The sequence below is a fragment of the Chryseobacterium sp. genome (assembly GCF_008014695.1).
In the GTDB taxonomy this organism is placed as follows: domain Bacteria; phylum Bacteroidota; class Bacteroidia; order Flavobacteriales; family Weeksellaceae; genus Kaistella.
Genome location: NZ_VOXE01000002.1, coordinates 354,836 through 371,879 on the forward strand (window position 1 = coordinate 354,836; position 17,044 = coordinate 371,879).

At 43.1% G+C, this 17,044-nt stretch carries 14 protein-coding genes; 11 read left to right on the forward strand and 3 right to left on the reverse strand.

Features of this window, described 5'->3' with window-relative positions; genetic code table 11:
* Nucleotides 1-207 precede the first annotated feature (207 nt).
* From FUA25_RS06125 to FUA25_RS06140, 4 genes are all read left to right on the forward strand, one after another.
* Nucleotides 208-1,182, forward strand: coding sequence for a ribonucleotide-diphosphate reductase subunit beta (locus tag FUA25_RS06125; protein ID WP_147756019.1), 975 nt, complete (start codon nucleotides 208-210; stop codon nucleotides 1,180-1,182).
* Between the two features lie 79 nt (nucleotides 1,183-1,261).
* Entirely contained in the window at nucleotides 1,262-1,600 is a 339-nt protein-coding gene (locus tag FUA25_RS06130) for a hypothetical protein (RefSeq protein ID WP_147756020.1), read from the forward strand.
* A 98-nt stretch (nucleotides 1,601-1,698) separates the two neighbouring features.
* The gene (locus FUA25_RS06135) at nucleotides 1,699-3,354 is read left to right on the forward strand and encodes a ribonucleoside-diphosphate reductase subunit alpha (protein ID WP_147756021.1); all 1,656 of its coding nucleotides are present in this window, start codon (nucleotides 1,699-1,701) and stop codon (nucleotides 3,352-3,354) included.
* 284 nt (nucleotides 3,355-3,638) lie between these two features.
* Entirely contained in the window at nucleotides 3,639-4,523 is an 885-nt protein-coding gene (locus FUA25_RS06140; protein WP_147756022.1) for a DUF72 domain-containing protein, read from the forward strand.
* A gap of 511 nt (nucleotides 4,524-5,034) precedes the next feature.
* On the opposite strand, the gene FUA25_RS06145 is transcribed toward FUA25_RS06140, so the two are convergent.
* Nucleotides 5,035-6,261 (reverse strand): outer membrane beta-barrel protein, encoded by a 1,227-nt coding sequence (locus FUA25_RS06145; RefSeq protein ID WP_147756023.1) that lies wholly within the window; start codon nucleotides 6,259-6,261, stop codon nucleotides 5,035-5,037.
* Nucleotides 6,262-6,606: 345 nt separating this feature from the next.
* The gene (locus FUA25_RS06150) at nucleotides 6,607-6,903 is read right to left on the reverse strand and encodes a hypothetical protein (protein WP_147756024.1); all 297 of its coding nucleotides are present in this window, start codon (nucleotides 6,901-6,903) and stop codon (nucleotides 6,607-6,609) included.
* Nucleotides 6,904-6,940: 37 nt separating this feature from the next.
* On the opposite strand from FUA25_RS06150, the gene FUA25_RS13235 reads away from it, so the two are divergent.
* From FUA25_RS13235 to FUA25_RS06160, 3 genes are all read left to right on the forward strand, one after another.
* A complete protein-coding gene (locus tag FUA25_RS13235) occupies nucleotides 6,941-7,090 on the forward strand; it encodes a hypothetical protein (RefSeq protein ID WP_185146664.1) in 150 nt (49 codons plus the stop codon).
* Between the two features lie 89 nt (nucleotides 7,091-7,179).
* The gene (glyA, locus tag FUA25_RS06155) at nucleotides 7,180-8,448 is read left to right on the forward strand and encodes a serine hydroxymethyltransferase (RefSeq protein WP_147756025.1); all 1,269 of its coding nucleotides are present in this window, start codon (nucleotides 7,180-7,182) and stop codon (nucleotides 8,446-8,448) included.
* A gap of 312 nt (nucleotides 8,449-8,760) precedes the next feature.
* Nucleotides 8,761-9,183 (forward strand): regulatory protein RecX, encoded by a 423-nt coding sequence (locus FUA25_RS06160; protein WP_147756333.1) that lies wholly within the window; start codon nucleotides 8,761-8,763, stop codon nucleotides 9,181-9,183.
* A gap of 626 nt (nucleotides 9,184-9,809) precedes the next feature.
* On the opposite strand, the gene FUA25_RS06165 is transcribed toward FUA25_RS06160, so the two are convergent.
* Nucleotides 9,810-10,793, reverse strand: a complete 984-nt coding sequence (locus FUA25_RS06165; RefSeq protein ID WP_147756026.1) for a lipoate--protein ligase — start codon at nucleotides 10,791-10,793, stop codon at nucleotides 9,810-9,812.
* 450 nt (nucleotides 10,794-11,243) lie between these two features.
* Between FUA25_RS06165 and FUA25_RS06170 the strand changes: the two genes are divergently transcribed.
* From FUA25_RS06170 to FUA25_RS06185, 4 genes are all read left to right on the forward strand, one after another.
* Nucleotides 11,244-13,493 (forward strand): T9SS type A sorting domain-containing protein, encoded by a 2,250-nt coding sequence (locus FUA25_RS06170; RefSeq protein ID WP_147756027.1) that lies wholly within the window; start codon nucleotides 11,244-11,246, stop codon nucleotides 13,491-13,493.
* A 7-nt stretch (nucleotides 13,494-13,500) separates the two neighbouring features.
* Nucleotides 13,501-13,749 (forward strand): hypothetical protein, encoded by a 249-nt coding sequence (locus FUA25_RS06175; protein ID WP_147756028.1) that lies wholly within the window; start codon nucleotides 13,501-13,503, stop codon nucleotides 13,747-13,749.
* Between the two features lie 643 nt (nucleotides 13,750-14,392).
* Nucleotides 14,393-16,435, forward strand: a complete 2,043-nt coding sequence (locus FUA25_RS06180; protein WP_147756029.1) for a GEVED domain-containing protein — start codon at nucleotides 14,393-14,395, stop codon at nucleotides 16,433-16,435.
* A 14-nt stretch (nucleotides 16,436-16,449) separates the two neighbouring features.
* Nucleotides 16,450-16,698: a hypothetical protein gene (locus tag FUA25_RS06185; RefSeq protein ID WP_147756030.1), complete on the forward strand. Its 249-nt coding sequence runs from the start codon at nucleotides 16,450-16,452 to the stop codon at nucleotides 16,696-16,698.
* The last annotated feature ends 346 nt before the right edge of the window (nucleotides 16,699-17,044 follow it).

Here is a 17,044-nt window from a genome sequence, read left to right on the forward strand (position 1 = left end):
GAAAACTTTTGCGGCTTAAAGTCAGTTATTTAATATTTACACCTTTCGGAAGTGATGTGGATTTTCTACATTTGTGATTCACGCTTCAGGAATATTTTTAACAGTTTTGCGGGACGGTAATTGGATTAATGTCCATTCAGTCAGCACGTTAAGAGTATTTCTTTTTTATCAGCGAAAATCATTAACCAGAAAACAGAAAAATACAGGATGGGAATTTTTGAAAAGAGAATCAGTTACAAGCCGTTTGAATATCCGGAGATCATGCAGTTCGTAGAGGCCATCAACAAATCATTTTGGGTACATTCCGAAGTGGATTTTACGGCCGATGTGCAGGATTTTCAGTCACAGCTGGAACCGCACGAAAAAAATGCCATCAAAAACGCCCTTCTTGCCATTGCCCAGATCGAGGTTTCGGTAAAGACTTTTTGGGGAAATCTGTACAACCACATGCCCAAGCCGGAACTCAACGGTCTTGGAGCTACCTTTGCGGAGTGCGAATTCCGCCATTCCGAAGCCTACTCCAGATTGCTGGAAGTTTTGGGTTATAACGATGCGTTTTCCCATGTCGTGGAAATTCCTGCGATTAAAAAAAGGATCGACTTCCTGACCAATGTGCTGAAACACGCGAATTCTACAACACCGAAAGAATATGTTTCGTCTTTGTTGCTTTTCAGTATTCTGATCGAAAATGTTTCCCTTTTTTCCCAGTTTGCGATTATTCTTTCGTTCACGCGGTTCAAGGGCTATATGAAAAATGTATCCAACATCATCGCCTGGACTTCCGTTGATGAGCAGATCCACGCCAACGCCGGAATCTACCTGATCAACAAGATCCGCGAAGAGCAGCCAGACCTTCTCACCGATTCTGATCTTGAAGATATATACACTTTGGTGGACCATTCGATTTTACTGGAAGAAGAGATCATCGACTGGATTTTTGAACTCGGCGAAATCGACAATTTTACGAAAGAGGATTTGCTGAACTTTATGAAATACCGTGTTGATGACAGTCTGAAAAAGATCAACATGAAAACCCGCTACAACATCACGCCGGAACAGTACCGACCGATGATCTGGTTCGAGGAAGAGGTTTTTGCCAATTCCATGGATGATTTCTTCGCGAAACGGCCAGTGGATTATACGAAACACGACAAGAGTATTACGGAGAATGATTTGTTTTAAAAGCAATACGTTTTAAGTTTAATGCTTACTGATACAGCATTCACTTCCTGAATATTATACATCCGACTGAGTAACAATTATGATTAATGTAGCAGTAAAATACACCGTAAAACCTGATTTCTCTGAAACCAACAGAAAAAATATTGAACTTTTTCTGGAATCTTTCCGCGAACTCGATTATACGAAATTCAGGTATCAGGTTTTTGTGGAGGAAGACGGACTCACGTTTTACCACCATTCGGCCTATGCGAATGAGGAAATTCAAAAACAGCTTCTAGCAATGCCGCGATTTTTGGAGTTCCAGAGCCAGCGTGATGAAAACCTGGAGGATAAACCGGAAATTAAAGCCTTAAAATTCCAGGGTTCCGCCGGAAGTTTCGATAATATCTTCGGGAATTTTGACGCACCGGAAATTTAGCGGTGTGAACAGGAACAGGAAACGAAAACCTTCTGCTCCAAAATAAAATAAAAATTAATACGCAGAAAGCATGATGCCAACTGCAAAAAGCATACAACATGGAAGAACAATCAAAAATCTGGTGGCTGAACGAAGAGTCCGAACAAATGCTGAACCGCGGATATTTACTGAAAGGGGAAACCGTTGACGGCGCGATCCTGAGAATTACCTCTGCTGCCGCAAAAAGATTATACAAACCGGAACTGCAGCCCGCTTTCGAGGAAATGATCAGAAAAGGCTGGATCAGTTTTTCATCTCCCGTTTGGGCCAATATGGGAACCGAGCGCGGTTTGCCGATCTCGTGTTTCAACGTGCATGTTCCCGACAATATCGAAGGAATTACCCATAAGCTGGGCGAAGTGATTATGCAGACGAAAATCGGTGGTGGAACTTCCGGATATTTCGGCGAGCTCAGAAACCGTGGAACGGCCGTAACCGACAACGGAAAATCGTCCGGCGCAGTATCTTTTATGAAGCTTTACGATACCGCAATGGATGTGGTTTCGCAGGGTGGTGTCCGTCGTGGCGCTTTTGCTGCTTATCTGGACGTTGACCACGGCGATATTGAAGAATTCTTATCGATCAAGGATATTGGAAGCCCAATTCAAAACCTGTTTACCGGAATCTGCGTGCCGGATTACTGGATGCAGGACATGATCGACGGCGATATGGACAAGCGTAAAATCTGGGCGCGCGTGCTCGAAAGCCGTCAGCAGAAAGGATTGCCTTACATTTTCTTTACCGATAATGTGAACAGAAATAAGCCTCAGGTGTACAAAGACCACGGAATGATGGTGAATGCGAGCAACCTGTGTTCGGAAATCATGCTTCCTTCAAGTGCTGAAGAATCCTTTATCTGCTGTCTTTCGTCGATGAACCTTGAACTGTACGACGAATGGAAAGACACGGACGCTGTGAAACTGGCAATTTATTTCCTCGACGCTGTTTTATCTGAATTCATTGAGAAAACCGAAGGAAATTACTACTTAACCGGAGCCAGAAACTTTGCGCTGCGTCACCGTGCGCTTGGTCTGGGCGTTTTGGGATATCATTCGTATCTGCAGAAAAACATGATTCCGTTTGAAAGTTTTGAGGCAACGCAGTTCAATGCGAGAGCTTTCCGTCAGATCAAGGAACAGTCGATTCAGGCATCGCAGGAACTCGCCAATATTTACGGTGAGCCGGAATTGCTGAAAGGCTACGGAATGCGGAACACGACCACAATGGCGATTGCTCCAACCACTTCGAGTTCTGCAATTTTGGGCCAGACTTCCCCGGGAATTGAGCCTTTTGCCTCGAATTATTACAAAGCCGGTCTTGCGAAAGGGAATTTCATGCGTAAGAACAAATACCTCGCGAAACTCCTGGAAGAAAAAGGACTCGACAATGAGGAAACGTGGAGAACCATTATGCTGAACCACGGTTCGGTGCAGCAGCTGAAGGAACTTACGGATGAAGAGAAAGCGGTTTTCAAAACCTTCAGGGAAATTTCGCCGATGGAAATTATTTCCCAGGCGGCGCAAAGACAGCAGTATATCGATCAGGCCCAGTCGCTGAATTTACAGATCCCGTCAACCATGCCAGTAAAAGACGTGAACTACCTCTACATCGAAGCCTGGAAGAAAGGCGTGAAAACGTTGTATTACCAGAGAAGTTCATCGGTTTCCAAGGAAATGATGGTGAATTTTGTGACTTGCTCTTCGTGTGAAGCGTAGTTAAAGAGCCAAGAATCAAGAGCCAGGGCAAAAGTAAAAAGAGCCGAGGCAAAGGTTGGGGAAGAACAAAGAGTAACGAACAAAAGACAAGACAATGACCGCAGAAATTTCTGCGGTTTTTTTGTGGAATTCGTGGAGAATATCGGCTTATTTGCGTTTTAAAAGATCAGCATTCTAAAAATCATATAATCCAAACTTCATTACTCTTTCTTTTCCATGCAAATCCGGTCAGAAAAATATTTTATCTTTGAAATACTGTAACCAGCCATCTAAAACCTTCAAAAATGAAATTCGGACAAGTAGAAGACCCGTCAAAAATTGATTTTACCCTTCCGGAAGACCATCCGAAAACCGCAGAAATCCTGAAGAAATCCAAAGCCAAAGACCTGGAAATCCGTATCGGCTGCGCGAAATGGAACAAAACCGACCTCAAAGGATTCTATCCGAAAGGCACGAAAGACGAACTGACCTATTACGCGACGCAGTTCAATTCCATTGAGCTGAATGCGACATTTTACGGCATGCCTTCGCCCGAACAGGTGCAGACATGGAAGGAAAAAACTCCGGCCGATTTCAGGTTTTTCCCGAAGATCACGAATACGGTTTCGCATTTCCGCAGGCTGCTGAATATTACAGATGTGGTGACGCAGTTTGCCACTTCCGTCCTGAATTTTGATGAAAAACTGGGGATGGTTTTCCTGCAGCTGCACGATAATTTTAAACCGAAAGATTTCGAAAGACTCGAAAAATTTATTGAGGATTGGCCGAAAGAGGTTCCTTCGGCGGTGGAACTGCGCAACAATGAATGGTTTTCAGACGAGGAAGTGTTCGAGAAAACGATGGCACTTTTTGAGAAGCACCGGATTACCAATATTATTGTCGACACCGCCGGAAGAAGGGATATGCTTCACATGAGGCTCACGACACCGGTAGCGTTTGTGCGGTATGTCGGTGCCAATGCAGAAAGCGATTACACGAGACTCGACGACTGGCTCGAGAGGATTGCAGAATGGAAATCAGAAGGTCTTGAAAAACTGTATTTCTTCGTTCACCAGAATATTGAAAAAGCTTCCCCTTTGCTTTCTGCTTATTTTATTGAAAAAGTGAATACGGAATTCGGCGTGGAGATTCATGTTCCGCAGATGGCGGAGCCGAAAACGTTGTTTTGATAGAATCAAGAGCAAAGGCAAAAGTGAATGTACAGTTGTACAATGTAAAAAGTAAAGAGTGGTGAAAGAGATTTTGCCAAGGATGAAGTTAGACCCAAGGTAAAGGTAAAGTAATCTATTCCTTTGGCAGGCTTTAGATGGGTTCAGTTATGGTTCAGCTATGGCTCAACCTCGGGAATGCTCGTTCTGGAAAGGGTCATATGGAATTGATCAGGTGGAAATTGCTTTAGGGAAAGCAAAAAATTGTACAAAGTACAAATGTACCATGTATGATATACTTCAACATAACGGCTAATTCCACTACCTCTAACTGTTCCGGAAAGCTTGAAGTTAAAGCTCACTTGTCTAACATAAGAGCGCCTTTCTTCAATCGGAAAAATTATTTCCCATCATTAAGTCTTCCGGAAACGGATAGAAAGTTTTATTCAGTGCTTCTCTTTGATGATTCAGCCAACTTCAATACCGCATTATTCACTATACGAAAAAAAGATTGGCGTGAGATGGGAGGTTTTTAGAACAACTTGTAGCTTAAGATAAACGATATTGCCTTGTAATTTGAGCTAAACTTGGAATAGCTACTTAATACTTCTCTACCTGTAAAATAACGTACCTCCAGCCCAAACCTCTCCTCATAACAATATCCAATTCCCAAAGCCACATTTGACCTTGATTTTATTTCCAAATTATTGAATATAGAATTTTCTGCAACGTTAAATTTAATGGAAGAATTGACTGCTATATCAGGTACATACTGCGCATTAAGAAACAATTTTGATTTTCCATTCAGATACATATAATGCCGAATCCCTATTGGTATTTCAACAGAATGGTAATCGACGGTTGTTGTAAGTTTTCCCTCTGAAACAACCGATCCCCTTACATCAGTAGTTTTTTCTGATTTGTAAGACTGATAGGTGGGTTCAATGATCACTGACCACTTGTTTTTATTAAAGGGAAGAATATATTCTGCTTCAAGCCCAATTCCAAAACTGATTTTATCCTCCATTTTATAATGCTCGTCTTCAGCGTAATAATTTGCAAACTCTAGTGACGAAGAATTGACTCTTGGGCGAATATGGAGATTAATATTTCCTTTAGTTGGTTTAGCATCCGAATATACAAAATCAGGATTTTTACACTTATTATATCTTAAAAACAAGGTGATCAGATCCCTTTCTTGGTAGTCTGTTCTGTTGATATCACTAATCTTTATGGCAGAGCAGCTTAATTCGTCTTTCAGCTGAGTCCTATAAGTGGAATTATAGCTCACGGTAACTTCATTGGATTTGTAAGGTTTATACACCAATTGCTCTATTTCCCCGTTTTGCGTTTTATAAAAATATCGGTACAAACTTCCATCTGCATATTTGTACAAGTTTGCATCACCACTGATCAAAACCTTTAAAAAAAGCTGCTCCTCCTTAAATTCTGGATTTTTCACACGGCTTACATTCGTTAGATTGTTGCTTGATCTGTCAATTTTTACAGTGCTTCTTATATATCTTGCATGATTATAGATTTCGAATGATTTAACATCTTTAATAGATGCTTCCTTTACAACAGAATTCTCGTCAGCTTTATACTCAAATGATACCGGATTATTTCTCCAATCCATATTTTTTATTAAACACTCAATTTTACGGTCCGAATTATCAATAAAATAAGCTTTTTCAAACTTTATCTGACCAAAGAATAAAGTGGAAAACAGCACAGTGAATAATAAGAAATGTTTTTTCATAAAAATAAGTTTCAGAATTGGTTTTATTTATTTTAAAATGGTAATCGGTATCCTAACATACCTGTGAAATCGGGCGATAAGAACCGTCCCATCATCTGATGCTAAAATAGAAAAAAAATGGGAGCCGAAAAGCAAAAGGGCCGAAAAGGAGTTTAATATTTTTTTCAGCATATATTTTATGCATGTTGTTATCAGGAAACAGCGATTTATGCATAAGGCAGTTAACCCTTTAGCCAGCATCAATAAATGCCGGAGGACCGGCATTTAATTATATATCGTGAAAGGGATTTATTGTAAGATGCTGATAAACAATATTATATCAATTGGATATCATGTAAGAATAATTTAAGCCAAAAACTCGATCTGTTTGTCTTTAAAGTTATTTTTCTCCACGAGTTTGTTCATGGTTTTCAGCATTTTTTTGCGCAGTTTGGCAATTTTGCGGATGTTTTTGTCGGCGCTGTAATCGAAGATGCTGTCATCGAAAGAGAATGTGTCGCCTTCTGAAAAACTGATATCGTTTTTCTTCAGTTCTTTCAAAAGCATCAGATTGGTCATGGTTTCGAGCAGTTCATGTTCCAAAAAAGCCAGACTTTGAAGGGATTTCAGGACCTCTTTTTTATATTTCTTTTTGTTTTTCATTTCTTCAATATTTGAGTCGGTAAAGGTATTCAAAAATATGGAAGGAGGCAAAATTCAAGAGCCAAGAGCCAAGACAAAAGTGAAATGTAAGAAATTGTCAATTACGCAAAAAACAGGGGAAACTAAAAAGCAAATCGGGGAAAACAAAACCACATCACCATTTCCCACCAATGAATTTTTTACTTAAATTTGAAACGCCAAATCCGACGGCGGATTTTTAACTTCGCCACTCAATATTTGGAAGTAAACACCCAACACCTAACACCCAACATTTAAATGCAGGACCCGATTTTTGACCTTATTGAAAAGGAAAGACAGAGACAGACCCACGGAATTGAACTCATCGCTTCAGAGAATTTCGTTTCCGACAATGTGATGAAAGCCATGGGCAGCGTCCTTACGAATAAATATGCCGAAGGGTATCCCGGAAAAAGATATTACGGCGGCTGCGAAGTCGTGGACGAAGTGGAAAACCTCGCCATTTCCCGCGCAAAAGAACTTTTCGGTGTGAATTATGTGAATGTACAACCGCATTCCGGTTCCCAGGCGAACGCAGCCATTTATCTGGCCTGTCTGAAACCTGGCGATGCGATCCTCGGACTGGATCTGTCGATGGGAGGCCATTTGACCCACGGAAGTTTCGTAAATTTTTCAGGAATTCAGTATCAGGCCAATTTTTACGGTGTTGACCGTGAAAGCAGACTTATCGACTATGACGCGATGCGCCAGAAAGCCCTCGAAGTGAAACCGAAAATGATCATCGCAGGATTTTCTGCCTATTCCAGGGATCTTGACTATCAAAAATACAGAGAAGTAGCCGATGAGGTGGGGGCAACTTTATGGGCCGATATCGCGCATCCGGCCGGTTTAATTGCCAAAGGATTGCTCAATAATCCATTTGAACACTGCCATGTCGTAACCACCACTACGCACAAAACCCTGCGCGGACCGAGAGGCGGCATGATCATGATGGGCAAGGATTTTGAAAATCCGTACGGCCATAAAACCCCGAAAGGCGAAACAAAAATGATGAGCGCGGTTCTGGATAGTGCTGTATTCCCCGGAATTCAGGGCGGTCCGCTCGAGCATGTCATTGGCGCGAAAGCCGTGGCTTTTGCGGAAGCCATTGATGAAAAATTTGAAATCTATACCAAACAGGTGATTGCGAATTCGCAGGCACTTTCGAAAGCAATGGTGGACTGCGGTTTCGATATCGTGAGCGGCGGTACCGATAACCATCTCATGCTCATCGACCTGAGAAATAAAAATGTGAACGGTAAGGAAACCGAAAAAGCCCTGGTTAAAGCCGATATTACGTGTAACAAAAACATGGTGCCGTTTGATGACAAATCCGCCTTCACCACTTCGGGAATCCGTCTCGGAACTGCCGCCATTACCACCCGCGGAATGAAAGAAAATGACATGGAAATCATTGCCGGTCTCATCAACGATGTCGTGATGAACCTCAAAGACGAAAGCGTTATTTCCGGCGTCCGGAAAAAAGTGAATGAACTGATGGATTCGCGGCCGCTGTTTCAGTATTAGAGGCAAGAATCAAGAATCAAGAACCAAGGCAAAAGTAAAATGTAAAAGTATTCCTGCCCTGAAATCCGACAACGTCTTTGCGAGTAGGAGAAGCGGCAACGATGCAATCTTTGAGGCAGGTTAGAAGCAGATGTTCAAAAAATAAATCAAATTCAGTCAATAATTTTGGCTGGATTTTTTATTCTAAAGGATAGCGTAATTTCCAGGTTTCCGTTTAATTTTGTATCTAACATCTAACATCTAACATCTAACATCTAACATCTAACATTCGTGGAACACAAATCCTACACTTTCCCTGAGATCAAACAGAAAATGGTGAACTACTGTGTTTATCAGGACCGCTGCCATCAGGAAGTGGAGCAGAAGATGCGCGATTTTCTCCTTATTCCCGAAGCGAAAGAGGAAATCCTGCTCTATCTGCTGAAGGAAAACTTCCTCAACGAAGAACGTTTTACGCGCAGCTACATACGCGGCAAATTCTACATGAAATCATGGGGCCGGAACAAGATCAGAAACCATCTGAAATTCAAAGGCATCTCCGAAAAGCTTATCAACCGCTGTTTTGATGAAATTGATGAGCAGGATTATGACAGGACTTTAGAAAAAATCTACCAAAATCATTATCTTAAGCAGAAAGGCCTGAAGGAATACCAGAAAAAATCCAAAACCATCACCTACCTTATTGGAAGAGGGTTTGAGTACGAGGAAATACTGAGGGTGATGGAAGGGGAGTAAGTTAAAGAGCCAAGGCAAAAGTAAAAAGAGCCAAGTAAAAAGAGCCAAGTAAAGAAGGACGAATTGTGAAAACGTGCGTAAAAAGTATCATGTGAAATGTACAATATACGAGGTGGTCCTGTGTAACATTCGACAGCGTTTTTGCGAGGAGGAGGTGATCCCTGAGCGAAGTCGAAGGGAACGACAACGACGCAATATCATCTCGGACTCTGATGCTTTATTCGGATTGCTGTTAATTTGTGTCCCTTGTGTAAATATTTGTGTCCTTTGTGTTCAAGAATTGCGGGAGTCGGGTAAAAAGGCAAAGCTACAGTTTACAGAAGCCCGTCGATAGGGAGTAGAGGACGATTAAGGGTAAGAAGTCAGAAGGTTAGAAAAGTCATAGCGTACGAAGGTCGAGCGTTGAAGCTTTTGAGCGGGTAATCATTTAAGCCGTTTCCGGTACGCGTTCACTGAGCGACTAATGGCCGTGACTAGGAGAGCCGAAGCGCGCCTCATTTTACAATCCGGAATTTCTCTATCCAACACTTCACCCATCAATCCAAAATCCCAAATCCACAATCCAAAATCACCGAACAACTCAACGCCTCCACAACTCAACGCCTCACTCTTGCGACCCCGAAGCGCTACTTAAACACGCCCAAAATCTCTTCCAATGTTACCTTCCCGAAAAATTCCGTAAGGTTCAGGGCGGAGAGCGCCTGCTTCAGGTCGCCGGTTTCGTGCCTGACGCCGATAAGCTGCGCTTCGAAATCTTCAATGGGTCTTGAGGCAAAAAAATCGCCGAATATTTTTGCTTTCCCAATAATGCCGTGCACAACGTCCAGATGCACCTCAATGAATCCGGCCGGAACTTTGGCAGCTTTCTGAAAGTTGTATTTGGGCGAAAATCCGAAATTCCAGTCCCAGGTCGAATATTTTTCTTCCACGAGTTTTTCAATTCCTTCATGATCGTCGGGGGTAAGTTCATAACGCTGTGCGGTGGGGTTGTTTTGCATGATCTCGTCAGTAAGCCACTGCCTGAGGTCGGCTGTGGTGGTATCGGCCGGAAGATAGGGAAGAAGATTGGTCACCCGCGAGCGGTTGCTTTTTGTGGCCTTGTCCGTGAATTTCAGCGGATTTGCTTTCAAAGCCTCCCCAAGGACTTCCATTTCGGAGTCCAGAAGAAGGGTTCCGTGCTGGATCATTTTCCCGTGGCGGGCGAGTTTGGCATTGCCGCTGAATTTGCGGCCCTCCACCAGCAAATCATTTCGTCCTTCCAGAACTGCAGGAACTCCGCGACGGTTGAGCAGTTTGATGACCGGCTGTGTGAAAACCGAGAAATCCATAAAATCATGCTGCCCGAGCGGGGTATGGAAGGAAAAATTGAGATTGCCTTCATCGTGATATACGGTCCCTCCTCCGGACATTCTCCGGACAACTTTAATGTTCTTCTCCTGTACATAGTCGAGGTTGATTTCAGCGAGGGTATTCTGGAATTTTCCTACGATAATCGAGGGTGCGTTCACGTAGAGCAGGAAAAGATCCTCCACCGGGAACCGTGTGAGCAAATATTCCTCTGCGGCAATATTGAAATAGGCATCTGTGGTTGGGGAATCAATGATGAGCATATCTTTTTGTTTGGTGTAAAAATACGTGATTTAGGGATATGAATGAATCCAACATTCATCACCAAAACCTTACATCCTAAAGCTTAAAACCAATACCCGACATTTTCCACATTCTGTCTCATTTTTTGGCGTATTTGATAATTTATTTTATATTTGAATTAATTATAAAGTGCTGTATGTCATATTTTTAGGTGTCTAGAAGTATGCTCTTGTGTAGGGGCTTTTGCTGATTTCGCTTGTAGGATAAGGTAAGGTATCACCCAAATACAGCACCCAATGCTATGCTCCGCCTTTGTTTTTTTGGCGAAATGAATCAGAGGATTGCACTCCGCCACCTGATGAAATTAAAGTGTTGAATTTCAAAGTTTTGTTCATGTTAATTTAACATAAAATGTTTTAGTATTTTCATTTAAGTTTCTATTTTTGCCACATAACATAATCACATAATTAATGAAAACACATTTATTTTTTAAACGGATCCTCTTTTTGTGGATATTGGCTTTTTCCGCTGGTCTTTGGGGGCAAAATTATTTTAACCAAAATTTCAATTCGTCGACTACTTTAAGCGATTACATTGGAAGTGGTTCAAATCAATTTACTGCCATCTCTTCTTCCGGGGCAGGAACAACCTGGTCAGTAAACGGAAGTAATGTATTACAGGCTGTAAGAACAGGTAACGCTGGTGCTGCTACTAAAACGAATTTTAATGGCACTGCAGCTGCTACCTTACTACTCAAGTTTGATTTTAATTCAACTTCTACAACAGCAACTACAAGCGCTATAACGGTTGCAGTTGGCACAGCCTTGGGCACAGCAAATTCAGCTCCATCAAATGCTTCTACCCACTCTAAATTTGGAATTAATACACTTGCAAATGGGAGCTATTCATTTAGAGATATCTCTGCCTCTGTAAACGGAACTGGCACTTTTTCTGGGAACCAAACTATTTCGTGGTATATAAATAACAGTGCTACTTCAATTGATTATTTGGCTCCGGACGGTACTACCGTTTCTTTAGCAGCTGATAGATATGATATTTGGGTTGGTGCAACTCAAACATTATTTTCAAGATCTGCTACTACTTCTTCAGTGGGTCTGATTGATTTCAAAATTATTCTCGGACAAACAGGCACAGCTTTATTTGATAATATTTCTCTTAGTGAAATTCCTGCTCCTCCAACAACTTGGAATGGTACGACATGGAGTGGTGGTAACCCATCCGCCAGTACTGATGCAGTAATCGATAATGATTATACGGGAGCCTCGTTTACGGCAAATAATTTAACGGTTAATGCTACACGAACTCTTACCCTTAATTCCGGAACAACTGTTACTTCCAACAATCTGACCAATAATGGTGCAGTGGTTGTAAATGACGGTGGGAACTTCATCCAGACCGCTTCAGGATCGTATTCAGGATCAGGGACTTTCACGGTTAACAGAAACAGTGCAAGTGCAGCAAATAAATATGCCTTTTGGTCTTCACCGGTATCGGCGGCCAATATTTATGCGGTTTTCCCTGGATTTACACCGCAATATGTGATGACGTATAATACTGCTACCGATTTTTACGATGTAGTGCCGAACCCCACTGCTACAACAGCAGGAATAGGCTATTCGGTAAAAATTCCGGCAACAGCTCCGAATCTTACTTTTATCGGAACTCCGAATAACGGCAGTTTTAACACCACGTTATCGACTGTGGGGAATACCTATAATTTAGTCGGCAACCCGTATCCTTCCAATCTCGATTTGCCTGCATTCTATACGGCAAATAGTGCCAATATTGGTTCAACACTTTGGTTCTGGGACAATACGAGCAACAGTGTCACCACACAGTCCGGAAATACAACGGTTAACGTAGGTTATGCTACGTATAATGCCGCTGGTTCTACATGGGTTGCAGCGCCAACTTCAACTGCACCTTCAGAGAATGCTGCCAAAATCGGGCAGGGCTTCATTGTAGAGGCTCTTACCACTACGCTCGCGTTTACGAACAGCATGAGGGTGGCAACAGCCGGAGTTTCACTGAATAAAAATGTAGTAGTAGATGAAGGAAAATACTGGCTGAAACTCACCACTCCTTACGGTTCATACATTTCACAGGCCGTGACTTACCAGCAGGGGGCATCAAATGGGTACGATCCCTATGACTCAAAAGCGATAGCGACTGGCTCTGATGCTTTCTACAGCTTAACCGGAACGCAGAAACTCATCATTCAGGGGCGCGCTGCATTTGATATTAACGATGTGGTGCAGTTAGGGAATAAACATTTCGAAAACGGACAGTTTACGATTTCACTTTCTCAAAAAGAAGGATTATTTGCAAACGGACAGGCGGTTTACCTGAAAGACAAACTGTTGGGAACCGAGACCAATCTTCAGAATGGCTCCTATACCTTTGCATCCAATGCAGGGGATTTTACGAACCGTTTTGAGATCGTGTACAAACAGAGTCTCCTCGGAACCGTGTCTGCCACAGATACTGGAGAACTGCAGGTCTACCGTTCCGGAAATGATTTTGTTATTGATTCGCCGGTAAAGATCCGTTCAATAGAGGTCTATGACGCTTCAGGAAGACTGATGCAGTCCATTATCTCCGGTTTAAACAAACAGACAGTTACCAATTTAACCAAAGGGGTTTATTTCTTCCAGATCAGTACCGATTCCGGCAAAGTATCCAGAAAAGTTCTTAAATAATAAAAAAATGAAAAAAACACTATTCATCATAGGAATTGTAATTTCCACCGCAGCATTTGGTCAGAAAAAAGACTATAAATTTTTCCAGAATGACCATAAGCAACCGGATTATTCCACCGCAAGAGCACCCGGTGACCCCGGAGATCCTGTCCCGATTGACAGTTATATTCCGCTCTTGCTGATCGCAGGTCTGGCACTGGCAGCCCGATATGCTAAACGCCAATCTTCCACAATAGAATCAGCGGACAAAAACTAACAATCAATTTGCAGTATAAAAAAGCAGCTTCTCTCCGCAGAAGCTGCTTTTTTTTCCCAAGCATAAAGTCTCCACTCATTATCCCGCTGCATAACCCTCTAGCTTCTTAACCTTTCAGCCAGTCAGGCCTCTCAAGCACATATTTCCATGCCCAGTATGCGAAATATATCCGTTTTTGGAGGTTTTTTTCTATCTTTGTCCAAACTCAACCATGACGCACAACGTTCAGGACTTTACTTCCGGCTCATCTGCCCAATACGCTTTTTCAGGATTCCTTTCCCCGTAACACTTGACCGGTCCCGGCTCATCAGATGATATCAAGTCGGCACACCGCTGTGGCAGTGTCATTCGTGCATTTTCTTTCACCCGATGCCGCTGAAAATTGATGAACAATAATCCAGAACTTCGTTACCGAAGGGCAATAGTGAGCTTCAATTCATAATTAAACTTACTTGACGGATATTTTGTTTTCACATTAATACTGATGCATGTTAAAATAAAGATTTCTTTGAGTGCACTTAATTCCGGCGCGATGAATGACTGAACTGGCAGTATTTCAGGGTTAGTAACCAGAAGTGGACCGGAAGTCCCGGCGGCTTAGTGCGAATTTACCATCAGATAAAAACATTAAAAACACCTAAACATGATGAAAAACTACATTTTTAAACAATTGCTGGTATGCCTGGCGCTCTGCTCCTTTTCGGTGGGGGCTCAGGTTGTCACCTATTGTATTCCTACAGCCGATGGCAATGATGATACAGGAATTACCCGGGTTATTTTTGCTGATCTTAATAACAACGCGGGAGGCACATCAGAAGCCTATACTGATTTTACAAGTCTAATTGCCAATGTTACAGCCGGCAATAGTTATGCACTCTCTGTAAATGCAAATACACTGGGTTATTATACTGATTTTGTTACCGCATGGATCGACTGGAATAACAATCATGTTTTTGAGACAGGTGAAGCATATGATTTAGGTTCCGCAACCGACGTTGTAGATGAACCAACCAGTTTAAGTCCGTTAAGCATCCAGATACCTTCTAATACACCCCCTGGACAATACAGAATGAGAGTCCGTTTACGTTGGGATGCATTACCGACGCCCTGTGATTCTGACGGTTACAGTGAAGCGGAAGATTATACCCTAAATGTGCAGGCAGTCACCTGGAACGGTACCGCCTGGTCCAATGGAACAGGTCCAGATGCTGCATTGCCGGTGGTCATCACTTCCGATTACGCTGGTGCATCCTTTGCGGCCTACAGCATCACCTTGAACGCTGCGCGTACACTTACGATCACAGATGGCAACAGTGTAACGGTGGGGAGTGTCACCAATAACGGGAGCATCGTTGTGGAAGATGGCGGGAACTTCCTCCAGACCGCTTCGGGAACGTACTCCGGAACCGGCACTTTTGCCGCCAACCGAAACAGTGCCAGTGTGGCAAATAAATATGCATTCTGGTCCTCGCCTGTGGCCGCAGCCAATATTTATGCGGTATTTCCGGGCTTCACTCCGCAATATGCAATGACGTATAACACGGCAACCGATTATTATACGGTGGTGCCGAACCCTACTGCAACGACGGCCGGGTTCGGCTATTCGGTGAAGATTCCGGCAACAGCTCCGAACCTCACTTTTAGCGGGACACCGAATAACGGCAGTATCAGCAAGACCCTGACCCTTGCGGGCGGCAATTATAATCTGGTTGGCAACCCCTATCCTTCAAACCTTGACCTGGCGGCATTCTATGCGGCAAACACGGCCAATATTGCCTCCACCCTTTGGTTCTGGGACAACACCAGCAACAGTGTCACAACGCAGTCGGGAAGCACAACGGTGAATGTAGGGTATGCCACGTACAATGCAGCGGGATCTACTTGGGTATCAGCGCCCACTTCCATGACTCCTTCAGGAAATTCGGCAAAAATCGGGCAGGGCTTTATTGTAGAGGCACTTACCAATACATTGTCCTTTACCAACAGCATGCGGGTTGCTGATGCTGGGGTCAGCGTGAATAAAAATGTAGTGGCAGATGACGGCAAATACTGGCTGAAACTCACCACTCCTTACAGTACCCATTTCTCGCAGGCGGTCACCTACGGGCAGGGAGCCTCCAATGCGTATGATGCGTATGATTCGGAATCGATCGCGACCGGCTCCGATGCTTTTTACAGTCTGGCGGGGCCTGAAAAACTGGTTATTCAGGGGAGGGAAAGCTTCAATGTGAACGATGTGGTGCAGCTGGGCAACAAGCATTTTGAAACCGGAACGTTCACGATTGCGCTGACGCTGAAAGAAGGCCTTTTTGCGAACGGACAGGCGGTGTACCTGAAAGACAAACTGCTGGGAACCGAGACCAATCTTCAAAATGGCTCCTATACCTTTGCATCCAATGCGGGGGATTTCACGAACCGTTTTGAAATCGTGTACAAACAGAGTCTCCTCGGAACAGCATCAGCAGCTGATAAAAATGACCTGAAAGTATACCGTTCCGGAAATGATTTCATCATCGATTCGCCGGAGATGCTTCGTTCGGTAGAAGTGTACGACGCTTCGGGCAGACTTGTTCAGGCCTTAAAGCTGGATGCAGTTCAGGCTGCAGTCACCTTGACTACCGAAGGGGTATATGTCCTTAAGATTAAAACCGACTCGGCAACTGCCACCAAAAAAATCATCAAATAAACCAGTAAACATCAATGAAAAAGACAATGTTGATCACCGCCATATCTATCTCCAGTGTATCCTTCAGCCAGGAAAAAGAATACCGTTTTTTCGGCAACGGGCAGGAGGCAGCGCCTGAAACTGCCGGCAGGGCACCCGGTGACCCTGGAGATCCTGTCCCGATTGACGGTTATATTCCGCTCTTGCTGATCGCAGGTCTGGCACTGGCAGCCCGATATGCTAAATGCCAATCTTCCACAATAGAATCAGCGGACAAAAACTAAGAATCGATTTGCAGTATAAAAAAGCAGCTTCTCTCCGCAGAAGCTGCTTTTTTAATGTCCTGCTAGGATATTATGCTTATGGTCCAGTCATCTTTACAATAATGGTATATACAAAAGGGAATATTCCAGAGTTTTCCGTAGGTTATCCAGGGTTTTGCAGGTAGTTAATAACTTTCTTGGAATACAGATTTTATGAGTTAATGTGCTTTTAACATCATAGGAGTTAAACATTGATTAGAAGGTGTGTCTCCAAAGCGTTAATTTGAAATGGAATCTGCAGTTACACCTGTGTTGGATATCCTTTTGTTCGCACTTTAAATCCTGTGTATTCTGACAGAATTCTTCT

Excerpts from the sequence above, each read along its gene's own strand:
- FUA25_RS06140 (WP_147756022.1), top strand. The coding sequence starts at position 3,639 with ATGAAATTCGGACAAGTAGAAGACCCGTCAAAAATTGATTTTACCCTT.
- FUA25_RS13235 (WP_185146664.1), top strand. The coding sequence starts at position 6,941 with ATGGAAGGAGGCAAAATTCAAGAGCCAAGAGCCAAGACAAAAGTGAAA.
- FUA25_RS06145 (WP_147756023.1), bottom strand. The coding sequence starts at position 6,261 with ATGAAAAAACATTTCTTATTATTCACTGTGCTGTTTTCCACTTTATTC.
- glyA (WP_147756025.1), top strand. The coding sequence starts at position 7,180 with ATGCAGGACCCGATTTTTGACCTTATTGAAAAGGAAAGACAGAGACAG.
- FUA25_RS06135 (WP_147756021.1), top strand. The coding sequence starts at position 1,699 with ATGGAAGAACAATCAAAAATCTGGTGGCTGAACGAAGAGTCCGAACAA.
- FUA25_RS06175 (WP_147756028.1), top strand. The coding sequence starts at position 13,501 with ATGAAAAAAACACTATTCATCATAGGAATTGTAATTTCCACCGCAGCA.
- FUA25_RS06160 (WP_147756333.1), top strand. The coding sequence starts at position 8,761 with ATGGTGAACTACTGTGTTTATCAGGACCGCTGCCATCAGGAAGTGGAG.
- FUA25_RS06180 (WP_147756029.1), top strand. The coding sequence starts at position 14,393 with ATGATGAAAAACTACATTTTTAAACAATTGCTGGTATGCCTGGCGCTC.
- FUA25_RS06150 (WP_147756024.1), bottom strand. The coding sequence starts at position 6,903 with ATGAAAAACAAAAAGAAATATAAAAAAGAGGTCCTGAAATCCCTTCAA.
- FUA25_RS06130 (WP_147756020.1), top strand. The coding sequence starts at position 1,262 with ATGATTAATGTAGCAGTAAAATACACCGTAAAACCTGATTTCTCTGAA.
- FUA25_RS06185 (WP_147756030.1), top strand. The coding sequence starts at position 16,450 with ATGAAAAAGACAATGTTGATCACCGCCATATCTATCTCCAGTGTATCC.
- FUA25_RS06125 (WP_147756019.1), top strand. The coding sequence starts at position 208 with ATGGGAATTTTTGAAAAGAGAATCAGTTACAAGCCGTTTGAATATCCG.
- FUA25_RS06170 (WP_147756027.1), top strand. The coding sequence starts at position 11,244 with ATGAAAACACATTTATTTTTTAAACGGATCCTCTTTTTGTGGATATTG.
- FUA25_RS06165 (WP_147756026.1), bottom strand. The coding sequence starts at position 10,793 with ATGCTCATCATTGATTCCCCAACCACAGATGCCTATTTCAATATTGCC.